Annotated in this window: 16 protein-coding genes; 13 read left to right on the top strand and 3 right to left on the bottom strand. The window is 39.7% G+C overall.

Going from position 1 to position 21,147, the window contains the following annotated elements; translation table 11 throughout:
* Nucleotides 1-57 precede the first annotated feature (57 nt).
* The 9 genes from I6F49_RS14850 (at nt 58) to tldD (ending at nt 12,770) form a co-directional block, all read left to right on the top strand.
* Nucleotides 58-2,106, top strand: a complete 2,049-nt coding sequence (locus I6F49_RS14850) for an SUMF1/EgtB/PvdO family nonheme iron enzyme (RefSeq protein WP_197181171.1) — start codon at nt 58-60, stop codon at nt 2,104-2,106.
* 134 nt (nt 2,107-2,240) lie between these two features.
* Nucleotides 2,241-3,284 (top strand): rod shape-determining protein, encoded by a 1,044-nt coding sequence (locus I6F49_RS14855; protein WP_007586338.1) that lies wholly within the window; start codon nt 2,241-2,243, stop codon nt 3,282-3,284.
* The gene (mreC, locus tag I6F49_RS14860) at nt 3,284-4,126 is read left to right on the top strand and encodes a rod shape-determining protein MreC (protein WP_197175766.1); all 843 of its coding nucleotides are present in this window, start codon (nt 3,284-3,286) and stop codon (nt 4,124-4,126) included. Before I6F49_RS14855 ends, mreC begins: the two co-directional genes overlap by 1 nt.
* The gene (mreD, locus tag I6F49_RS14865) at nt 4,119-4,598 is read left to right on the top strand and encodes a rod shape-determining protein MreD (protein ID WP_007586341.1); all 480 of its coding nucleotides are present in this window, start codon (nt 4,119-4,121) and stop codon (nt 4,596-4,598) included. The genes mreC and mreD overlap by 8 nt, the downstream gene beginning before the upstream one ends.
* Entirely contained in the window at nt 4,598-5,167 is a 570-nt protein-coding gene (locus tag I6F49_RS14870; protein WP_165728131.1) for a Maf family protein, read from the top strand. The genes mreD and I6F49_RS14870 overlap by 1 nt, the downstream gene beginning before the upstream one ends.
* A gap of 1 nt (nt 5,168) precedes the next feature.
* Entirely contained in the window at nt 5,169-6,641 is a 1,473-nt protein-coding gene (gene rng / locus I6F49_RS14875) for a ribonuclease G (protein WP_197181172.1), read from the top strand.
* Nucleotides 6,641-10,498: a YhdP family protein gene (locus I6F49_RS14880; protein ID WP_197181173.1), complete on the top strand. Its 3,858-nt coding sequence runs from the start codon at nt 6,641-6,643 to the stop codon at nt 10,496-10,498. The genes rng and I6F49_RS14880 overlap by 1 nt, the downstream gene beginning before the upstream one ends.
* The gene (locus I6F49_RS14885; protein WP_197181174.1) at nt 10,495-11,334 is read left to right on the top strand and encodes a carbon-nitrogen hydrolase family protein; all 840 of its coding nucleotides are present in this window, start codon (nt 10,495-10,497) and stop codon (nt 11,332-11,334) included. Before I6F49_RS14880 ends, I6F49_RS14885 begins: the two co-directional genes overlap by 4 nt.
* Nucleotides 11,331-12,770 (top strand): metalloprotease TldD, encoded by a 1,440-nt coding sequence (gene tldD / locus I6F49_RS14890; protein ID WP_101163214.1) that lies wholly within the window; start codon nt 11,331-11,333, stop codon nt 12,768-12,770. Before I6F49_RS14885 ends, tldD begins: the two co-directional genes overlap by 4 nt.
* Before the next feature lie 54 nt (nt 12,771-12,824).
* On the opposite strand, the gene I6F49_RS14895 is transcribed toward tldD, so the two are convergent.
* The 3 genes from I6F49_RS14895 to gorA all read right to left on the bottom strand — a co-directional run bounded on the left by I6F49_RS14895 (nt 12,825) and on the right by gorA (nt 16,016).
* Nucleotides 12,825-13,661: a mechanosensitive ion channel family protein gene (locus I6F49_RS14895; RefSeq protein ID WP_010553762.1), complete on the bottom strand. Its 837-nt coding sequence runs from the start codon at nt 13,659-13,661 to the stop codon at nt 12,825-12,827.
* A 106-nt stretch (nt 13,662-13,767) separates the two neighbouring features.
* Nucleotides 13,768-14,400 (bottom strand): hypothetical protein, encoded by a 633-nt coding sequence (locus I6F49_RS14900; RefSeq protein WP_197181175.1) that lies wholly within the window; start codon nt 14,398-14,400, stop codon nt 13,768-13,770.
* 254 nt (nt 14,401-14,654) lie between these two features.
* Complete coding sequence (gene gorA, locus I6F49_RS14905) at nt 14,655-16,016, bottom strand: glutathione-disulfide reductase (protein WP_165741578.1); 1,362 nt, start codon at nt 16,014-16,016, stop codon at nt 14,655-14,657.
* A 78-nt stretch (nt 16,017-16,094) separates the two neighbouring features.
* Here gorA and I6F49_RS14910 point away from each other — a divergent pair, with 78 nt between their 5' ends.
* From I6F49_RS14910 to I6F49_RS14925, 4 genes are all read left to right on the top strand, one after another.
* The gene (locus I6F49_RS14910) at nt 16,095-16,769 is read left to right on the top strand and encodes a DUF2461 domain-containing protein (protein ID WP_197181176.1); all 675 of its coding nucleotides are present in this window, start codon (nt 16,095-16,097) and stop codon (nt 16,767-16,769) included.
* Between the two features lie 85 nt (nt 16,770-16,854).
* Entirely contained in the window at nt 16,855-18,894 is a 2,040-nt protein-coding gene (gene prlC / locus I6F49_RS14915) for an oligopeptidase A (protein WP_197181177.1), read from the top strand.
* A gap of 140 nt (nt 18,895-19,034) precedes the next feature.
* Nucleotides 19,035-20,213 (top strand): response regulator, encoded by a 1,179-nt coding sequence (locus tag I6F49_RS14920; RefSeq protein WP_197181178.1) that lies wholly within the window; start codon nt 19,035-19,037, stop codon nt 20,211-20,213.
* A 57-nt stretch (nt 20,214-20,270) separates the two neighbouring features.
* Nucleotides 20,271-21,026 (top strand): class I SAM-dependent methyltransferase, encoded by a 756-nt coding sequence (locus tag I6F49_RS14925; RefSeq protein WP_197181179.1) that lies wholly within the window; start codon nt 20,271-20,273, stop codon nt 21,024-21,026.
* Nucleotides 21,027-21,147 lie beyond the last annotated feature (121 nt).

The following is a 21,147-nucleotide window of genomic DNA, read 5'->3' on the forward strand; positions in this document are numbered from 1 at the left end:
TTTAATTATAAAAAATAATAACGACCAAATAATTGCCGCTTTTTGGGACTGGAATATATGCGAATTACCCCTTTATCTCTGTTAGTTTCAGCTAGTTTATTAGCCAGTAGTGCATTTGCACAAGACACAGCTACAGTAACTGGAATTGACTCAGAGATTAGTGTTAAACAAACAGAATACGATAACTCGACAAGAATACTTGAAAAACATCTTAAAGAAGAAAGTCAGTTACAAAATCAACTAGAGCTACTTCGTTCTCGTTCTACCGAGCTAGATAAAGAAAAAAACCAAGCGCTCGATGCGATGAACGAAATGTACCGTCGTTTAATTGACGATCCCACTATTAATATTAGTGCGGCTCAATCACGCTATCAAAAAGCGGTGGTTGATCATAAGCAAAATAAAGATGATATTTCTATGCAGTTGGCGGCAATTGCATCCCACCGTAAAGACATAGAGCAAATTCGTGTTGCTAAACATGCGCTTTTAAATACGTTAGAAAGTTTAAAAGAGCAGTTAACAACAGCCCGAGTAGAGCGTTTACGTAACGAGTTTACACGTGAAGGCACACTTGAGGTTAATCACACTATTAACTGTAAGCGTACAGAAACGCTAGCAGCGTGTGAGCAACGCGGTCAACAAATGGGTCTACAAAAAGCGACTAAACGCTTTGTTGATCAAATATTTGCAAACTTAACAGAAGAACGCATTGTTGAACCAAAACGTAATTTGGCGGGCGCTCAAGTACAAATATTAAGTAGCCACGTGGTTAACAGTGCATTTAGCGGCCAGGGTAACTACAACGTTAACTTAAGTGTAACCATGCGCGGCGAAGTTAATAGCAGTCGTTTATGTAGCTTATTAAGTATAGATAACCGCTATTGTTCTGAGTACGGCACTCCGCTTACTGCTGCTTATCAACCCGCTTATGGCACAACATTTACTGATAGTCAGTTAACATTCAGTAATACCAAGGATAATGCCAACACAGTATCGGTTTCTCGTTTAAATGAGCAACCAGTACGTGATTATTCAATTAAGTCGGCACCGGTAAAAAGAGATTACTCTTCTATTGCTAATAAAAAGCAGGATCAGTCTGTAGAATTAACACTACGATCTAATGTTTATGACGATGAAGTGTTTATTGATGGTGTTAGCTTTGGTTCTACACGCTTAATAACGCGTTTACCGCGTGGTGTTCACAACGTTGAAATACGTAAGTTAGGTTATAAACCTTACCAAGCTCGTGTTGATTTAAACAAAGCACAAACAATTAATGCAAATTTAGTAAAAAAGCCTAAGTCGATTGCTGCACCGACCTATACTCGAGAGCAACCAGAAGTAACAGCACGCAAAGTGAGTGAAAACGTTAATGTATTAAATGCAAACGTAGAAACTCCAGTTGTGGTTATTCCTGCAGGCAAATTTAAAATGGGCGATATTAATGGCAATGGTTTAGCCAATGAGCGCCCAGTTATTGAAAAAGTAATAGCAAATTCTTTTGCTATGCAAAGCAAAGAAGTAACCGTAGGTGCCTACGAAAAGTTTGTAGCAAATACAGGTTATAAAACCCAAGCGGAAAAAAATAAAGGGTGTGCGTATTATTTAAATGGCGAACCAGTATGGGAAGCAAATTTAAATTGGCGTAACCCTGGTTTTGAGCAAGGCAGTGACTTTCCTGCGGTATGTTTAACTTATAACGATGCAAAAGCTTACGCTGAATGGTTATCGGGTCAAACAGGGCAGCAATTTCGTTTACCGAACGAAGTTGAATGGGAATACGCAGCACGCGCTGGAACCGAAACAGAATACCCTTGGGGTAACGAAATTGGTAAAAACCTAGCTAACTGTGGTTGGTGTGGTAGTGAGTGGTCAAACAGACGTGCCTCGCCAGTAGGTTCTTTTTCTCCAAATGCATTTGGATTATACGATACCGTAGGCAATGTATGGGAATGGACCGATAAAGAATCAGGTGAGTCTGATGTAGCAGTAAGAGGCGGAGCGTGGAACTTTGCACCAAGCCTTGCTCGCGCATCTACGCGTTTAATTTTAGCGCCTGATTTTAGATCTAACTACATTGGTTTTCGCTTAGTTCGCGAACGATAAAACTCAATTAAGGAAGCTTAGCTTCCTTTTTTCACAAATTCACAAAGGCGCTGCGCTTTATATTGCTCATATAGTTGAGCATGTTAAAGTGAGGCAGCTAATATAAGAACGTATTTCAAAGGTCATCCAGCCTCATGTTTAAAAAACTCCGTGGTATTTTTTCTAACGATCTATCGATCGACTTGGGTACAGCCAATACCCTAATTTATGTAAAAGACGAAGGCATTGTATTAAATGAACCTTCAGTTGTTGCTATCCGCCAAGAGCGTGCTGGTGGACCTAAAAGTGTTGCGTCTGTAGGTACAGAAGCAAAGCTTATGTTAGGTCGTACACCGGGTAATATAAAAGCGATTCGTCCAATGAAAGACGGTGTTATTGCTGACTTTTTTGTAACAGAAAAAATGTTACAACACTTCATTAAGCAAGTGCACAACAATAACTTTATGCGCCCAAGTCCGCGTGTACTTATTTGTGTACCGTGTGGTGCTACTCAGGTAGAAAAACGTGCAATACGTGAATCTGCAATGGGTGCTGGAGCTCGTGAAGTTTACTTAATTGAAGAGCCAATGGCAGCCGCTATTGGTGCAGGCTTACCCGTATCAGAAGCAACCGGTTCTATGGTTGTTGATATTGGTGGTGGTACAACTGAAGTTGCTATTATTTCACTTAACGGCGTTGTTTACTCATCATCAGTTCGTATTGGTGGTGATAAGTTTGACGAAGCTATCATTAATTATGTACGCCGTAACTTTGGTAGCTTAATTGGTGAAGCAACAGCCGAAAACATCAAGCATCAAATTGGCTCTGCATTTAAAACTGATGAGCCAATCGAAATTGAAGTACGCGGTCGTAATCTTGCAGAAGGTGTTCCGCGTTCATTCACACTTAACTCACATGAAATCCTAGAAGCTCTACAAGAGCCGTTAATGGGTATTGTGAGCGCAGTAATGGTTGCACTTGAGCAATCACCACCAGAGCTGGCATCAGATATTTCTGCGCACGGTATGGTACTTACTGGCGGTGGTGCGCTACTAAAAGATTTAGACCGCTTATTAATGGAAGAAACGGGTATTCCGGTTGTTGTTGCTGATGATCCACTTACGTGTGTTGCACGTGGCGGCGGTAAAGCACTGGAAATGATCGATGTTCATGGTGGTGACGTTTTTAGTTACGATTAATGAAATTAATGTTTGGACGCACAGTCTCTTTGCAACTGCGACTTTTTGTCGCAGTGCTTTTGAGTATCGTACTCATAGTTGGAGACAGATATACGCAAGGTGGTACCGTTGTTCGTACCAGCCTTAATACCTTAGTTAGCCCACTAATTTATGTTGCTAATTTACCCTACGAATTATTTAGCTTAAGTGCTAAAAGCCTGCACACGCGGGATCAACTTCTTACCGAAAACGAAGCGCTGAAAAAAAAGCAAATGCTACAAAGCGAGCAATTGCAGCAGTATCAATTTCTAGCCAGAGAAAACCAAAAACTACGCGCCTTATTAGGCTCATCGGCAAAGCAATCAAATCGTAAAATTATTGCTCAGGTACTTTCTGTGCACTCAAACCCGTATAGCCATCAAGTTGTTATAAACCGCGGTACCACTGACGGGCTTAGTGAAAGCCAAGCCGTAATTGATGAAATGGGTGTAGTAGGGCAGCTTACAAAGGTTGGTTCAACAACGTCACGGGTATTACTCATGACCGACACCACGCATGCTACACCTGTGCGTATACTTCGTAACGATGTACGAACCGTTGTTGAAGGCATAGGTAAAATTAACGTAGTTAAGCTCTCGCATGTACCTCACAGCTTAGATGTACGCATTGGTGATGTACTTGTTACATCAGGTTTAGGTGGCACATTCCCTGAGGGATATCCGGTAGCTGTAGTAACCGAAATAAACCGTGATGAAGGTCGTCCATTTGCACAAGTTTTTGCAGAGCCTATTGCGCAATTAGATCGCATTCGTTTGCTAGTTATTTTATGGCGTAATAAACAGGAGCAAATCAGCGATGATTAATCGTTATTCATTGTTAATTGCGCTAAGCATCTTTTTTGCGTTAATAATGGCATTAATGCCACTCCCATTTTCGTTTGAACCATTTAGGCCTGACTGGGTTTTACTTGTACTTATGTATTGGTCACTTGCAGTACCTCATCGTTTAAATATTGGTACAGCTTGGGTTGTTGGCTTATTAATAGATTTAGCATCTGGCTCACCGCTAGGTGTGAATTCGCTTACATTTTCAATATGTATATTTGTAACTGCGAGTAATTTTCAAAAAATTCGTAACTTTTCGCTTTGGCAGCAAAGCTTATTAATTGGTTTATTTTTAACGCTTTATCATTTAATGCAGTTTTGGCTAAATCACTTTTTGTTAGGTGTTTACTTTAATCCACAGTACTTATGGCCAGTAGCAACCGGAATGGTTAGCTGGTTTTGGGTCTTTTTATTACTTCGTAAATATCGCAGACATTTTAGGATCAGGTAATGACTACCGCAGTATATTTGGCATCAGCCTCTCCCCGTCGTAAAGAGTTATTAAGTCAATTAGGTGTCGAATTTACACAGTTTAGTGTTGATGCAGATGAAAGTGTACTTCCAAACGAACAACCTAGAGCACTTGTTGAGCGTTTAGCGCGCTTAAAAGCTCAAAGTGGTGTAGAGCTTGGATATACTGATCGCCCTGTACTTGGTAGTGATACCGTGGTTGTTATCGATAACGAATCACTGGGTAAACCACGCGATAAAAACGATTTTACAAATACATTAAAACGCCTGTCAGGTAACACACATCAAGTACTTACCGCTGTAGCATTTGCGACGCAAAATGATGTAATTAGCTGCGTTGTAAGTACTGACGTTACTTTTAAAACCTTAACAGATGAAGAAATTAATGCCTACTGGGAGACAGGTGAGCCACAAGATAAAGCCGGCGGATATGGTATCCAAGGTTTAGGTGGTCGCTTTGTAACTCATATTGCGGGTAGCTATTTCTCCGTTGTAGGCTTACCTTTATATGAAACCGAACAATTATTAAAAACATTCTTAAGAAGGTAACATGAGTACAGAATTACTGATCAATGTCACACCGAGCGAAAGCCGTGTTGCCCTAATAGAAAACGGTGTACTGCAAGAAATACAGCTAGAGCGAATTGGTAATCTAGGTATTGTAGGCAATATTTACTTAGGAAAAATAAGTCGTGTACTTCCGGGTATGCAGGCTGCTTTTGTTGATATCGGCCTTGAAAAAGCCGCATTTTTACATGCATCCGATATTGTAAATAGCGCCTCTATTGTTGAAGGCGTAGACGACGTACCAATAAAAAAAGTACAAGACATTAGAGAGTTAGTTCGTCAAGGCCAATACATTATGGTGCAAGTGGTAAAAGATCCGCTAGGCACTAAAGGCGCAAGACTCACCACTGATATAACGATACCTTCTCGCTATTTAGTATTTATGCCAGATGCGACCCATGTCGGGGTTAGTCAGCGCATTGAAACTGAAGAAGAGCGCTCACGCCTTAAAAAAATAGTCGCTGAATATGGCGACGAAAATGGCAGCTTTATTGTACGTACTGCTGCAGAAGGCGCTAGCGAAGCTGAATTACGACACGATGCCGGTTTTTTAAGAAAATTATGGGAAAAAATAACATCACGTCGTAGAAAAACGAGTAAAGCCAGTATCCTACACGAAGATTTAACGCTTGCCTTTAGAACCCTACGTGACTACGTAGGTGAAGACATGGAGCGCATTCGCGTTGACTCTAAACTTACTCATGAAGAACTAAAGTTATTTACAGAAGAGTTTGTCCCACAGCTTTCTCAAGTACTTGAGTACTATCCTGGTGAGCGACCTATATTTGATTTGTTTGACGTTGAAAACGAAATTCAAAAAGCACTACATCGCAAAGTTACCTTAAAATCGGGCGGTTATATAATTATTGACCAAACTGAAGCAATGACGACTGTTGATGTTAATACCGGTGCATTTGTAGGACATCGTAACTTAGAAGAAACCATTTTTAATACCAACGTAGAGGCAACCTCTGCAATTGCTCGTCAGCTTAGGCTGCGCAACTTAGGCGGTATTATCATTATCGACTTTATCGATATGGTAAGTGAGGATCATAAGCGCCGCGTATTGCATTCTCTTGAGTCAGCACTTGCTAAAGATCGCACTAAAACGAATATTAACGGGCTTTCAGCACTTGGACTTGTTGAAATGACGCGTAAGCGTACCCGCGAAAGCTTAGAGCATATTTTATGTGATGTATGCCCGGCGTGTTCTGGTCGTGGATCGCAAAAAACAGTTGAAACAGTGTGCTACGAAATACTGCGTGAAATAGTACGTGTTAACCGAGCATACGCTGCCGATAAGTTTATGGTATATGCAGCGCCAGCTGTAAGTGAAGCCTTACTAAATGACGAGTATCATAACCTTGCAGAGCTTGAGCTATTTATTGGTAAGCAAGTCAATATTCAAACAGAGAGCTTATACAGCCAAGAACAGTTTGATGTGGTAATGATGTAATGAAAGCAAAAGCGGTCTGTTTTTTTTGTTTTAGAAAGTTATGGCAGACCTGCGCTATAATTTTGGTATTACTGGCCGTTATTGTTTCAATTTTAAAATATACCCTCCCGTATGCAAACGAATACAAAGGGGATATAGAAAGCTATTTACACGAAAAGTTTCAAATAAGCTTATCTATCGGTGAAATATCAGCAAGTTGGCAAGGAAGTGGCCCTGCATTAGTACTAGAGAATTTATCGTTTAAAGATAACGAAACTGCGCCAATATCACTCACCATTGCCAAAACTAGCTTAGAGCTAAACTTATGGGAAAGCTTAAAAGCACTGCAATTTAAATCCAATTATTTTGTTATTAATGGTTTTCATACCAGTGTAAATATTACCAACTTGTTTAAAACCGCTGATAACGACGAAGTCTCTTTTGAACAAAAAGAGTTAATAGAAGAATTGTTTTTAGGTGAAACAGGTCACTTTGCAATAGAAAACTCTAGTATTAACTTTATTTTAGAAGACGGTAAAGAACGTAAGTTACTCCTTAAAAATATTGTTTGGCAAAATGACGATGAGCAGCATCTTGGCAGTGGTAGCTTAGCATTGCCGGGTATTTCGGTCGGTGATTTTGACGCGCGCATAGCACTCACTGGCGATACCCTAGAGCAAGTTGCGGGCGACATTTATGTGCAGGCTAACAAAGTCGATGTATCTAACTGGTTAGCGCAATATATAAATACGCAAAAGCAACAACTGCATAGCGATATTAATTTACAAGCGTGGCTAAAACTAGATAAAGGTTTTGTAAGCGATATAAAAATGCAGTGGCTACCAAGCTTTGTGCGTTGGCAGCGAGAAGAGCAAAGCCAACAAGTTAGTTTGAGTGAAGGTGGCTTTCACTTATACCCAGATCAAAATAGCTGGCACTTAAAAAGCACAGGTTTAACATTTAATAGTAACGATAAAGCATGGCCAAGTTTAGAGTTTGAAGCTCAACTAGGGGCGAAAAATGAAGTGTGGCTCCATCAAGTTGATTTTGAATTACTGAGTAACCTAGCAGGGCTAAGTAATTTTAATGCACTTGAACCATTTTTAGAGCGCCAACCTAGTGGGCAAATAGATCAAGCTTATTTAAATTTCTCTAATGCACAGCAATGGCAATTATGGTTTGAGGCTGACAATATTGGCTGGCAAGAACTAAACTCGGTGCCTGCAGCACAAGGGCTTAGAGTGAATGGTTTACTTACTCAAAGTAATGGGCGAATAAATTTATTTGGTGAAAATGGTACATTGATCACAGGCGAAAGCTTTAGTACCGACATAAATTATAATCAGTTAAATGTAGAGCTAGATTTAGCTAAGCGAGACGACGGCTGGCATATAAGTAGTGATAATATTTGGTTTGATAATAACGAAATTACTCTTGCTGCAGAATTACAAATTAGTCTAACAGATGATCCTCGATTAGATCTTTACGCTGAAGCCTTCGCCCCAGATGCCAAAATTGCAGGTCATTACTTCCCATTAAAAGCAATGAGCCCTGAGCTCGTTAGCTATTTAAATGGCGCAATTAAAGGCGGAGAAGTATCTAAAGCACAAGTCTTATTTGCAGGACCTTTATCTGGTTTTCCATTCACCGGTGGTAGTGGCCAGTTTGGTGTATTAGCGCAAATAGACAACGCAACCTATGAGTTTGATCCTGATTGGCCTTTGGTCACCAATGCCGACGTACAGCTACATTTTGATAATGAGCGTATGGACATATATAGCCAGCAAGGTAAGTTGGTTAATTTAGATATTGGTAATAGTGTACAGGTAAGCATTGCAGATTTAATGCATGCTGATGAACTTATTGTGCAAATTGATAAAAAAGCACAAATGGAAAAGTTACATGACTTTTTTGCAGCCACCCCTATTGCCAAACCTCTAGCTGAAATTTTTAAAGTTGTGCAGGGCAAAGGCGAAGCCGATGCCAGTATTGAGCTTTTAGTAGGCTCAAAATTTAAAGGCGGAGCGAGTGTAAGCGGTAATGTTAAGTTAAATGATTTGCCATTATTTATTGCTACACCTGGCATTGAGCTTAAAAACTTAACTGGTGAGCTTAATTTTAAAAACGACAATATTACCCTTAAAAATGCGACTGCGAAGTGGTTAGGTATGCCGCTAAATATTAATTACAGCAGTAAAAGTGATGCAAAAAATTATCAAGCAAACATAGATATAAACGCCAAAATTGACGCCGATACACTAATAGATAGTGGGCAAGGTATATTAAAAAATTATTTAAGCGGCCAGAGTGATGTTGATATTGGCTTGGTACTTAATTTTGAAGAACAAGGTTTTAATTACCGCGCCCAAGTTACCTCTGAGTTACTTGGCTTAACGAGTAACTTACCCGCGCCTTATAATAAAACAAGCGAGCAGATTTGGCCGCTAGATGCAGTAGTTCAAGGTGATAAAATATCTAACTTAATTACCGCAAACGCCAACCAGCAATTTTATTTTAATGCTATTTTAGAAAATGGAAAATCACAGTTTAGTAATGTTCACTTTGTGCTCGGAAAACAAGATTTAGGATTAAACCAAAAAGACTTAAGCGTAAATATAAACCTTGAACAGAGTGAATTAGTGCCTTGGTTTGATCTAATTGATCAAATAATTAAAGCAGGTAAAGCAAATCCAGATAAAGAATCAAAAGGGATTATGCCACCGCTTAATGAGGTGGTTGCAAGTATAGGTATACTTGATGCGAGTAACATCATTTTTAATGATTTTGAAATGCGTTTAGCGCCATCAAAAGACGATCTATACCTAAAGTTAAATGCTAAAGAGCTTAGAGCAGGGGTTTTTATCCCTACATCACAGCCTAGCCAGCCCATACGAATAAATGCCGATTATCTAAGGCTCAACTTTGCAAAAAAAGCCGAGCAAGCGCTTGAAATGACAGATGTACTTCCTGAGGAAGACTTGAGCTGGCTTACTAAAATACCTGCCATTGAGTTTGAATGTAGTGATTGCAAAATAGATCGCTACCAACTTGATAAAGTGAGTGCGTCGCTATTGGGTGATGGCGAGCGCTTATCAATATCACAACTTGTGGTCGATAAAGGCGATCATGTGCTGCGCACTAAAGGGCAATGGAAAAATGGCTTAACAACGTTGAGTGGCGAGCTTAAAAGTGATGATATAGGCGCTCTTTTTGGCGAGTTTGATATAACCTCTGCGATTAAAGATTCAAAAGCCGATCTAAATTATGATCTTACTTGGCAAGCAGCCCCTTACAATTTTGATGTGAAAACCTTAAGCGGTGAGGTTGATTGGGATTTAGGTGAAGGTCACTTAACTGAAGTTAGCGATGGCGGAGCACGCGTATTTTCGTTACTGAGCCTTGATTCATTAGTACGCAAGCTCAAACTTGATTTTAGAGATGTATTTTCAAAAGGCTTTTTTTATAACAGCATGCAAGGCTCTATGCAGTTAGAAAATGGCATTGCTTACACTAAAGATACCAAAATGGACGGCGTACCCGCCGATTTAACCATTAAAGGTTATGCAAATTTAAACACGCTTGATATAGATTATGATCTTGCTGTAGCGCCGCAGGTAACCTCGAGTATTCCGGTTATAGTTGCATGGATGGTAAACCCAGTAACAGGGCTTGCTGCCTTAGCAATTGATAAAGTTATTCATTCTGCGCGCGTCATCTCAGAGATCAACTTTAAAGTAACGGGTAAAATGAACGATCCTATTGTTCAAGAACTCGACAGAAAAAGTCGTGAAGTTACGCTTCCTCAAGCTGCGCAAAATCAGCCACAAGCATCAGTCGATTTAAAACTTAAAGATGCACAAGTAACAGTAACGCAATGAACAAAACTGAAATACTAAGCACTCCCACAATAGTTGCCCTGCAAATGTGTTCAGGAGTAAACCCTGATGACAACATAGCAAGCTTAAAGCGTGCACTTAAAACACTCCCCGCAACAAGACCATTACTTGTTTGTTTGCCTGAGGCTTTTTTAGTGTTTAGTAAAAGTGGTAACGATACGTTACGTGTTGCTAAGCAAGTTGAGCGATACAAACTACAACTTAGTGAATTGTGCCAACACCATAATATTTGGTTAAATGCAGGGACAATGCCTGAGCCATTTAACGAATATAAATATTATGCAGCATCGCACTTATATAATAATCAAGGCGAGCTGGTTGCAACGTATAACAAAATACATTTATTTGATGTAAACGTAGATGATCAAACAGGTAGCTATCGAGAGTCAGATTTTACCCAAGCAGGTAGCGATGTGGTTGTTGTTGATTCTCCCTTTGGTAAAATAGGCTTAACAGTATGTTATGATCTGCGCTTTAGTGGCTTATTCAATGAACTAGTACGCCAAGGCGCCGATATTATTTTAGTACCAAGTGCATTTACAGTCGTCACAGGACAAGCGCATTGGCAGCCATTATTAGCAGCTCGCGCAATAGAAACGCAATGTTATGTAGTTGCAGCAGCTCAGTACGGTACACATGAAAATGGCCGACAAACATATGGCCACAGTATTATTATTTCACCTTGGGGAAGTATCCTGAGTGAATTGCCAACAGGCACCGGTTTTATAAGCTGCAACGCAGATTTAGACCAGTTACAAAAAATTAGACGAGATATGCCCGTGCAGTCTCATCAACGATTTAGAGAGCATTTATTATGAATTCGGTTGAACAGCATTTACTACACGACAGCCAGTTAAATAGAGAAGAGCTCGAAAAAACGCTCGCTTACATACATCAGCATAAAGTGGATTACGCCGATTTATATTTTCAATCAAGCCACCACGAATCATGGGTGCTTGAAGACGGCTTAGTTAAAGAAGGCTCTTATAACGTTGAACGTGGCGTTGGTGTACGTGCTGTAAGCGGCGAAAAAACAGGTTTTTCTTACTCTGATGCAATAAACCTCGAAGCACTTAATAAAGCGGCTACAGCGGCTCGTAGCATTGCAGATGCTGGCGAAGATAGAGCAATTAAAGTATTTAGTGATGTTAAAGCTAAAGAGCAGTTTGCACCGCATCAACCAATTTCGAGTATGAGCGATACCGACAAGGTGAGCTTATTACGTGAACTTGAAAACTACATTCGTGAATTAGCTCCCGATGCAGAGCAAGTAATTAGCTCAATGTCGGCGGTATACGAAGAAGTATTAATAGCGGCAAGTGATGGCACATTTGCTACCGATATTCGTCCGCTTATTCGTTTAAACTGCTCAGTACTGCTTGAAAAAAATGGTCGCCGTGAACGCGGTGGCGCAGGTGGTGGAGCACGTTTAGATTACGGTTATTTTAAAGAGCTTGTTGATGGTAAACCACGTTGGATGGAATTTGCTGAAGAAGCTGTACGCCAAGCTAAAGTAAATCTTGAAGCTATTGATGCACCTGCAGGCACGATGGAAGTTGTACTTGGTAATGGTTGGCCTGGCGTGCTTTTACACGAAGCAGTAGGGCATGGACTTGAAGGCGACTTTAACCGCAAAGGCGCGTCTGCGTTTAGTGGTAAAGTGGGCCAAAAAGTAGCATCTGAGCTGTGTACTGTTGTTGATGATGGCACCATGGCCGATCGCCGTGGGTCACTTAATGTGGATGATGAAGGCACACCAGCCGCTTACAACGTACTCATCGAAAACGGTATTTTAAAAGGCTATATGCAAGATAAGCTAAACGCGCGTTTAATGGGTGTAAGCCCTACAGGTAACGCACGCCGTGAGTCGTATGCGCATTTACCAATGCCTCGCATGACTAACACCTACATGTTAGGCGGAGAGCACAGTCAAGCCGATATTATAAGTTCAGTTAAAAAAGGGGTATTCGCACCTAACTTTGGCGGCGGACAAGTTGATATAACCTCAGGTAAGTTTGTATTTAGCGCATCAGAAGCGTATTTAATCGAAAATGGTAAAATTACCCAACCAATTAAAGGCGCAACGCTTATTGGTAATGGACCAGAAGTAATGCAGCAAATATCTATGGTTGGTAACGACTTAGCACTTGATAAAGGTGTTGGTGTGTGTGGTAAAGATGGTCAAAGCGTACCGGTAGGCGTAGGCCAACCAAGCCTTAAAATTGATCGGTTAACAGTCGGTGGTACAGCTTAAATATTACTCAAGCGCGAAGTGAATTCGCGCTCTTTGTTTTAATGAAGGTGGGGTTTATACCTCTCCTTCATCCTCTTTATTTTTTTCAGCCTCTTTATACCATAATGCAAAAAAGCACTCTGTTAATTTGTGCTCTATCTCAAGCGCTTTTTCTGTTGGGCAAAACAAGGTAAAGCTTGCTTTAAATTCACCTAAATCGGTTGTACCAAAGTGAATTACTGGTTCTGGGCCAGATATTTTTGCATCAAGTTTACGCTCAATCATCGAATTATAACGGCTTGCTACTTCTTGAAACTCTTCGCAATACAGCTTAGCTTGCTCAGTTAATGTGTCGTGAATAGGGTACGGGTTAAAGCTCTCTCTTCGGACAATAATAAAATGATGTGTAACAAAGCGTTTTACAAAGTTTAAGTTTTTAATAGAGCTGGTAATCAGCTTATTATTTGGTATGTATATGGTTTTTCTAGAAAATTGATAAGTATGTATATCAATTTCATGCATGGTTGTTTTTATCCAATCCGTTTCAGCTACTTCACCAAAGTAATCACCTACTTGTATCCAATCACCCACTCTAAACGGGCGAGTTGTTACGAGGTAAAAAAAGCCTATAACACACTGAATAAACTCGCGCGTTGCAAGCACAATCGCCACAGCAAAGGCAGCAATTGAAAGTGCAAAGTTTTGAATTTCGGTAGACCACACAAACAGCAGCGATATCATCATTACAAAATTAATAAAATGCTTAATATTGTGTGCGATGTAACGAATATCTTTTTCTTTTTTTTCTGCGCGATTTTTAGCGAGCTTATCAACAAGTACTTTTAGTACAAATGCAATTGTGATCATTACAATTGAAAGAAGAAACGGATGCAGCAATATATCTTTAGTCATAATATCCAATTAAACGCGAGTTGATAAAAACAGGCTCAGTATATTGATTTATTAAACCAATTAGCAAACTTAGCGCAAAAAAGTAACCAATAAAAATGGAGCTACGTTATTGAGTTGCTTCATCAGTACAATGCTTGTGATTTTTAGCCATTCTTTTTCGGCATATGAGAACAAGCTCAATGGCTGAAATAAAAATTAGAGTATAGCCAAGAGTTTCTATTCCTTCTTCAACAATGTTTTTCACTACGCGTACATAGTCATCGCCCATTACTGAATGCCAAAATGCACCTTTGCCCATCATTCGCGAAAATGCGAGTAAAGTAACCATGCCTGATAAACAAATTCCATAACTAGGAGTGAGGCTATAGGCTTTTAAAGCGTTAAAAATACTCCCTCTGTTTGTTATTAAATAAACAAACACGCCAGCCAAAATAGAATAGACGATACTTTGCCAAGCACCATCAAATAGGTATAAGTCTAGAGAAGTATCAAACTCTCTCACAAACATCATGGCCGTTAATGCAGAAAGCAATACCGCCGGTATTTTGAGTTGAAAGTTAATTCGTGAAGCATAGAAAAACAAAATACAGCTTAAAAAAGTTAAAATATCTTGCATATGTTCAGTGAGCGTTTCTTCACTGTAAAGTGCGTTTTGTTGTAACTCAAATCCTTCAAGTTGAATCAAAGAGGCAACACCCGCTAGACACAGTAAGTAAATAAATGATCGTAGTAAAAACATAAATAACCAAGAGAAACTATAAATGCGCGAGATTCTAATTGTAAAAATGCCTTAAAGCCAAAACAAAATTTAAACTTTTAATATTTTTATCTGTCTAATATTTTTGCTGTTAAAATAATGGCTTAGATATTTATTTAATGTTTAATAAAGGTTTTAGATGTAACGTTGGCTGTGAACAATATAATAAGCATTAAAAAGCCCTTACTATTTACTTAGCAAGGGCTTTTTATAATTGAGCACTTAGAGTTTAGCGCCTAGCGCATCGTTACAAATTCTTCCGAGCCTGTTGGGTGAATAGCAACAACGGCATCAAAATCAGCTTTAGTAGCGCCCATTTTCATGGCAACTGCAAAGCCTTGAATCATTTCATCAACCGCAAAACCAATACCATGTAGGCCAACTACTTTTTCATCTGGGCCGGCACATACAAGTTTCATTTTACAAGGTTGGCGATGTTTAGTTACCGCTGTGTACATAGCCGTAAAACCAGATTGGTAAATTTTAACGTTTTCTTCGCCGTACTGAGAAATAGCTTCTTGCTCAGTTAAACCAATAGTCCCAATCGGTGGGTGACTAAATACAACGGTAGGAACTAAGCTGTAATCCATTTTTAAATCATCTGGTAGCTCTTTATTAAATAAGCGCTCAGATAAAGTACGCCCTGCTTTTACTGCTACCGGTGTAAGTTCAATACCATTTTCGATGATATCGCCAACCGCGTATACATTTTTAGCTGTGGTATTTTGAAACTCATCAACTTTTACAAAACCACTGCTGTTTACTTCTACGCCTGCTGCTGCAACGTTAATAGCATTAGTTGTTGGTTCGCGGCCAATGGCCCAAATTACTTGGTCAACGTTATGAGTTTTGCCGTTATCTAAATGCAGTGTTACAGAGCCGTCATCTTCTTTAACCAATTTATTTGGTACAGAGTGAGTATGTAAAGTAGGGCCTTCGGCAGCCATTACTTCAACAAGCGTATCTACTATATATGGGTCAAAACTACGAAGTGGGGCATGCTTACGTACAAATAAATGTGTCTCAGTACCTAAACCATGTAATACACCCGCAAGTTCAACTGCAATGTAGCCTGCGCCGATTACTGCAACGCGTTTAGGTTGCTCTTTTAATTCAAAAAAGCCATTTGAATCGATACCGTGTTCAGCACCTTCAATATGCGGAATGCTTGGGCGCCCACCTACTGCAATTAATATATGGTCGGCTGTGTAGTGCTCGCCGTTTACTTCAACTGTTTTGTTATCTACAAATTTAGCAAAGCCTTTAATTACAGTAACGCCATTGCTAGCCAGGCCACTGTCGTAACCTTTATGAATTCGGCCTATATAGGCTTCACGGCTTTCTACTAATTTGCTCCAGTCAAAGCCTTTAACTTCAACATTAAAGCCGTAATCTGGGGCATATAAATTAATTGCTTCGGCAACCTGAGCACCGTGCCACATTACTTTTTTAGGTACGCAGCCTACGTTTACACATGTGCCACCCATGTGTTTTGCTTCTATAAGTGCTACTTTAGCGCCACGCATTGCCGCTCTATTTGCAGAGGCAATACCACCACTGCCACCACCGATTGCAATATAATCAAAGTGTTGTGTCATTTTATGTCCTTAGGCGTTGAGTTTTATGCGCATTAGCATAACATTAAGTTTTAAAAATAAAGAGTGTTTAGGTGACCTATGTTTAGTAAAAAAACATTCAAATTTCTTGCTCAGCTTGATCAAAACAATAATAGAGACTGGTTTAACGACCATAAATCACAGTATGAGGAATACGTAAGAGAGCCCTCTTTAGATTTCATTAGGCAAATGCAAGCACCACTTGCTGAGGTTTCTAGCCATTTTGTCGCATCAGATAAAAAAGTGGGCGGTAGCTTAATGAGAATCCATAAAGACGCGCGTTTTAGTAAAGATAAAACCCCATATAAAACTAATGTAGGGATTCAATTTCGCCATTTTATGGGTAAAGACGTACACGCCCCGGGGTTTTACTTTCACTTAGCAAATGACGAATGCTTTGTAGGTGCGGGTATTTGGCGACCAGAATCAAAGGCGCTTAACGCAATTAGAACCTGCATAGATGAAAACCCAAATAGCTATAAAAAAGCAATTTATGATGAGCAGTTTAAATCTATATTCGAAATGTCAGGAGAATCACTAAAGCGACCGCCAAGAGGGTTTGAAAAAGAGCACCCATTAATAAATGAGCTCAAGCGAAAAGACTTTATAGCCATGAGCCCACTTACTCAAAAACAAGTATGCAGCAATAACTTAGTTGATACGGTGTTAGATCGTTATAAAGTGGCTGACTCATTAATGGGTTATTTGTGTTTTGCTCTGGAGCAACCCTATTAAAATCACATAACTTAAAAGCGACTGAGTTGTTTTTTTACTTTTAGACCCAACTTAAACGTAATGCATTAACGCAAAGAGAGTATTTATGAGCAACCCACTAATTGGCCTTGAAGGCTTACCACCATTTTCAAAAATAAAGCCTGAGTACGTAGTACCAGCACTAAAAGACGGTATTGAGCTTTGTCGTAAAGCCATTGATGACGTGCTAGCAAAAGGTTCGTACACGTGGGATGACTTAGTATTACCCCTTGAAGAAGCCGACGATAAATTATCGCGCATGTTCTCCCCTGTATCGCATTTAAACTCAGTAATGAATAACGACGAATTACGCGAGGCTTATGAGCAGTGCTTACCGTTAATATCTGAATATTCGACATTTGTAGGTCAGCACCAAGGTTTATACAACGCGTATAATACGCTTTATAACAGCGACGAATTTAAAACGCTGACTACAGCACAGCAAAAAACTATTACTAATGCACTGCGTGATTTTAAATTATCGGGCATAGCACTAGCGCCGGAGCAGCAAAAGCGCTACGGCGAAATTAGTGCACGTTTATCAGAGCTTGCCTCAAAATTTGGCAACAATGTAATGGATGCGACTTTAGCGTGGCACAAACACATTACTGATGAAAGCGATTTAGCAGGTTTGCCAGAATCAGCTCTTGCACTTGCAGCCGACACAGCAAAAAGTAAAGAATTAGATGGCTGGTTATTTACACTCGATTTCCCGTCGTATTTACCAATAATGGCTTACGCAGATAACCGCGAACTACGCAGAGAAACCTACACTGCGTTTTCTACGCGCGCATCAGATCAAGGCCCTAACGCCGGTGAGTTTGATAACTCAGACATTATGAGCGAGGAGCTAGCGCTTCGTCACGAACTTGCACAGTTACTTGGGTTTAACAGCTACGCTGAAAAGTCACTAGCGACTAAAATGGCCGAAACACCAGAACAAGTATTCTCATTTTTAGAAGACCTAGCAGCTAAATCAAAACCACAAGCTGAGCAAGAAGTCGCAGAGCTAAAAGCCTATGCTGAGCAAAAACACGGTATTTCTGAATTAGAAGCGTGGGATTTTGGTTACTACAGCGAAAAGCTTAAGCAAGAAAAGTATGCAATTTCAGACGAAGTACTACGTCCTTACTTTCCAGCAAATAAAGTACTTAGCGGCTTATTCGAAACCGTTAATCGCTTATTTGGTATTAGCGTAAAAGAAGTTACCGATTTTGATACTTATCACAAAGATGTACGATTTTTTGAAATTGTAGATAGCAGTGGTACGTTACGTGGTCGATTTTATCTTGATTTATATGCACGCGACCACAAACGCGGTGGTGCGTGGATGGACGACTGTATGGGTCGTAAAGTACGTGCTAACGGCGAGCTACAAACTCCAGTGGCTTATCTCGTGTGTAACTTTAATAAAGCAGTTGGCGACAAACCTGCGCTGTTTACTCATGATGAAGTAACTACGTTATTTCATGAGTTTGGTCATGGTATTCACCACATGCTTACACAAGTTGATGCCGCGCCAGTGGCAGGCATTAATGGTGTAGCGTGGGATGCGGTAGAGCTTCCCAGTCAGTTTTTAGAAAACTGGTGTTATGACGAAGAAGCCCTGAGCTTTATTTCGGGCCATTATGAAACGGGTGAGCCATTACCTAAAGAGTTACTTGATAAGTTACTTGCCGCTAAAAATTACAATTCAGGCGTACAAATGCTGCGTCAAATTGAGTTTTCGCTATTCGACTTTAAAATACATAATGACTATGTAGCAAATGAACCTTGTCAAATTCAAGCAGTACTTGATGACGTACGTAGCCGTACATCAATCGTTAAACCGCCAGAGTTTAACCGTTTTCAAAATGGTTTTAGCCATATTTTTGCAGGCGGCTATAGCGCAGGTTACTACTCGTATAAATGGGCTGAAGTACTCTCTGCTGATGCATTTTCTAAATTTGAAGAAGAAGGTATTTTTAACGCCGAAACAGGGCAAGCCTTTATGCAAAACATTTTAGAGAAAGGCGGTAGCGAAGAGCCAATGGAGTTATTTAAAAAATTCCGTGGGCGAGAGCCTAATGTTGATGCATTACTGCGTCACAGTGGTATTGCTGTTTAAAAACAAAATGTTCAGCACAAACCAAATTAAAGCGCCTCAATGGCGCTTTTTTATTATTTTAAAATTATTAGCTAATAATTTTTAGTAATTTTATCCTGCCGTACTATGCTTTTAACACACCTATTAAAATGGACTAAGGCATGGCAAAGTTGGTATTGGCAATTGATGACGACAAATATGTTCATCATATAATTGAAGAGTCTTTAGCAGGGTTTTGTAAAATTATTCATGCAAAAGATGACGATGAGGGATTAAGGCTAACCAATAAATACAACCCAGATATTATTTTACTCGATATTGAAATGCCAGGTATGTCAGGCTATGAGGTATGTAAAACAATAAAACAGAATGAAAACACCCAAGATATTCCCGTCATGTTTCTTTCTTCAAAAGTTGAGCTTAGCGATCGTGTAAAAGGTTACAGTGTTGGCGCATCCGATTACATCACTAAACCCTTTAATACAGAAGAGCTAATAGCGCGTATAAAAGTGCTATATGAGTACAGGCAAAAATGTGTAAAGCTAAAACTGGATATAGTAACAGCGAATAAAACAGCGGAAATAGCAATGACAGAGTCGGGCGATATGGGACGCATAATGCGCTACGTTGGGCAAAGTTATCACGCTAATAACTTTCAATCGTTAAGTGAATATTTTTTAGCATTTTTTGCTCCATTAAATTTAGATGTTGTGGTTGTGTTTTGGTATCAAAGCAAAGGTATATTTTATAGCCAACAAAGTGGTGTTTGCCCATTAGAGCAAGAGTTGCTTGAGCAACATAGACATGCCAAACGATTTGTTGATATTGGTAGCAGCACTATTATTAATTATCCCAAAGTGTCCCTTTTGATAAAAAATATGCCCGTTGATAACGATGTTTTATATGGGCGCTACAAAGATCTGTTTCCGCATATATTAGAAGCGACCAACGAAAAGGTTGTGACAATGGAAAGAAGCGAAAGCAGTTATGAGCAGGCAGCTCAAATAAGTACAGCCCTTCAAGATATTGTTAAGCAGTTAACTACTCAAAATGTAGAGCAAAACAAAAGTACTAAAGTGTTTATAGAGCAGCTACATGAACTTGACTGCGCTATTAAGCTACAACAAACACAAGCAAATTCTGCGGATCTCACTTTATATATATCTCAATTAGATCAAACCATGCAGTTGTTTGTATCGGCTAATAGTGATTTGGCGTTTATCAAATATCAGCTTAAACAAGTTGCCGAAAGCCGCAATGAGCTTATATCTAATTTACGTAGTAAAGCAGAAGCAACTAAGGTTAATACTAATCATCATAGTGATATAGAGCTATTTTAGTGCTTTAAAGTAAAGCGGTTGATATACTACAGGCGTATTTTATCGTCGGAGTTTATTGTGGTTATTCAGTGTGCTTTTAAAGAGTGTCGCCCTTATTTAAATGAATTAGAAACACGCTTTGGTTTAGCCCAATGGGCACAAAATTGCAGTGGCTTTAGCTTACATTACGATGATAAAGGATTAAGCCTGTTTAAAACCGACGAGCCTAAACTAGGTGCTATTAACGTTGATTTTGTAACAGGTGCTGCAGCCCACAGGCGTAAATTTGGTGGTGGTAAAGGCCAAGCCATAGCTAAAGCAGTGGGCTTAAATAAAGGTGCAACGCCTGTTGTATTAGATGCTACGGCTGGTTTAGGGCGAGATGGTTTTGTACTTGCATCTCTTGGATGCAAAGTCATATTACATGAACGTCACCCGGTTGTTGCAGCCCTTTTATACGATGGTTTAAAGCGAGCCTATAGCGATATTGAAATTGGTTTGTGGATGAAAGAAAACATGAGCCTCATATTTGGCTCAAGCCATACCTTACTTGAGCAATGCGAAAGCATGCCTGATGTTGTTTATTTAGATCCCATGTTTCCGCACCGCGAAAAATCAGCATTAGTTAAAAAAGAAATGCGTGTGTTTCAAGAACTTGTTGGTGCAGACAACGACGCTGACGACTTACTTGATTTTGCCTATCCACTTGCCAGTAAGCGTGTCGTTGTAAAACGCCCGGATTACGCTCCATTCTTAAACGATAAAACCCCAAGTATGCAAATTAAAACCAAAAAGAACCGTTTTGATGTTTATGTAAAGGCGGCAATGGTTTAAGCATCAAAAAAATTAGCATTATATCCCTAGAACTTATGTCGCTGAAACCATACTTTGACATAATACAACCATACCATGACATAATTAAACCATACTTTGACATAAAGCTTATTTAAGAAAA

It is taken from the genome of Pseudoalteromonas sp. SWN166, assembly GCF_015864485.1.
Lineage (GTDB): Bacteria > Pseudomonadota > Gammaproteobacteria > Enterobacterales > Alteromonadaceae > Pseudoalteromonas.

Excerpts from the sequence above, each read along its gene's own strand:
- I6F49_RS14850 (WP_197181171.1), top strand. The coding sequence starts at position 58 with ATGCGAATTACCCCTTTATCTCTGTTAGTTTCAGCTAGTTTATTAGCC.
- I6F49_RS14855 (WP_007586338.1), top strand. The coding sequence starts at position 2,241 with ATGTTTAAAAAACTCCGTGGTATTTTTTCTAACGATCTATCGATCGAC.
- mreC (WP_197175766.1), top strand. The coding sequence starts at position 3,284 with ATGAAATTAATGTTTGGACGCACAGTCTCTTTGCAACTGCGACTTTTT.
- mreD (WP_007586341.1), top strand. The coding sequence starts at position 4,119 with ATGATTAATCGTTATTCATTGTTAATTGCGCTAAGCATCTTTTTTGCG.
- I6F49_RS14870 (WP_165728131.1), top strand. The coding sequence starts at position 4,598 with ATGACTACCGCAGTATATTTGGCATCAGCCTCTCCCCGTCGTAAAGAG.
- rng (WP_197181172.1), top strand. The coding sequence starts at position 5,169 with ATGAGTACAGAATTACTGATCAATGTCACACCGAGCGAAAGCCGTGTT.
- I6F49_RS14880 (WP_197181173.1), top strand. The coding sequence starts at position 6,641 with ATGAAAGCAAAAGCGGTCTGTTTTTTTTGTTTTAGAAAGTTATGGCAG.
- I6F49_RS14885 (WP_197181174.1), top strand. The coding sequence starts at position 10,495 with ATGAACAAAACTGAAATACTAAGCACTCCCACAATAGTTGCCCTGCAA.
- tldD (WP_101163214.1), top strand. The coding sequence starts at position 11,331 with ATGAATTCGGTTGAACAGCATTTACTACACGACAGCCAGTTAAATAGA.
- I6F49_RS14895 (WP_010553762.1), bottom strand. The coding sequence starts at position 13,661 with ATGACTAAAGATATATTGCTGCATCCGTTTCTTCTTTCAATTGTAATG.
- I6F49_RS14900 (WP_197181175.1), bottom strand. The coding sequence starts at position 14,400 with ATGTTTTTACTACGATCATTTATTTACTTACTGTGTCTAGCGGGTGTT.
- gorA (WP_165741578.1), bottom strand. The coding sequence starts at position 16,016 with ATGACACAACACTTTGATTATATTGCAATCGGTGGTGGCAGTGGTGGT.
- I6F49_RS14910 (WP_197181176.1), top strand. The coding sequence starts at position 16,095 with ATGTTTAGTAAAAAAACATTCAAATTTCTTGCTCAGCTTGATCAAAAC.
- prlC (WP_197181177.1), top strand. The coding sequence starts at position 16,855 with ATGAGCAACCCACTAATTGGCCTTGAAGGCTTACCACCATTTTCAAAA.
- I6F49_RS14920 (WP_197181178.1), top strand. The coding sequence starts at position 19,035 with ATGGCAAAGTTGGTATTGGCAATTGATGACGACAAATATGTTCATCAT.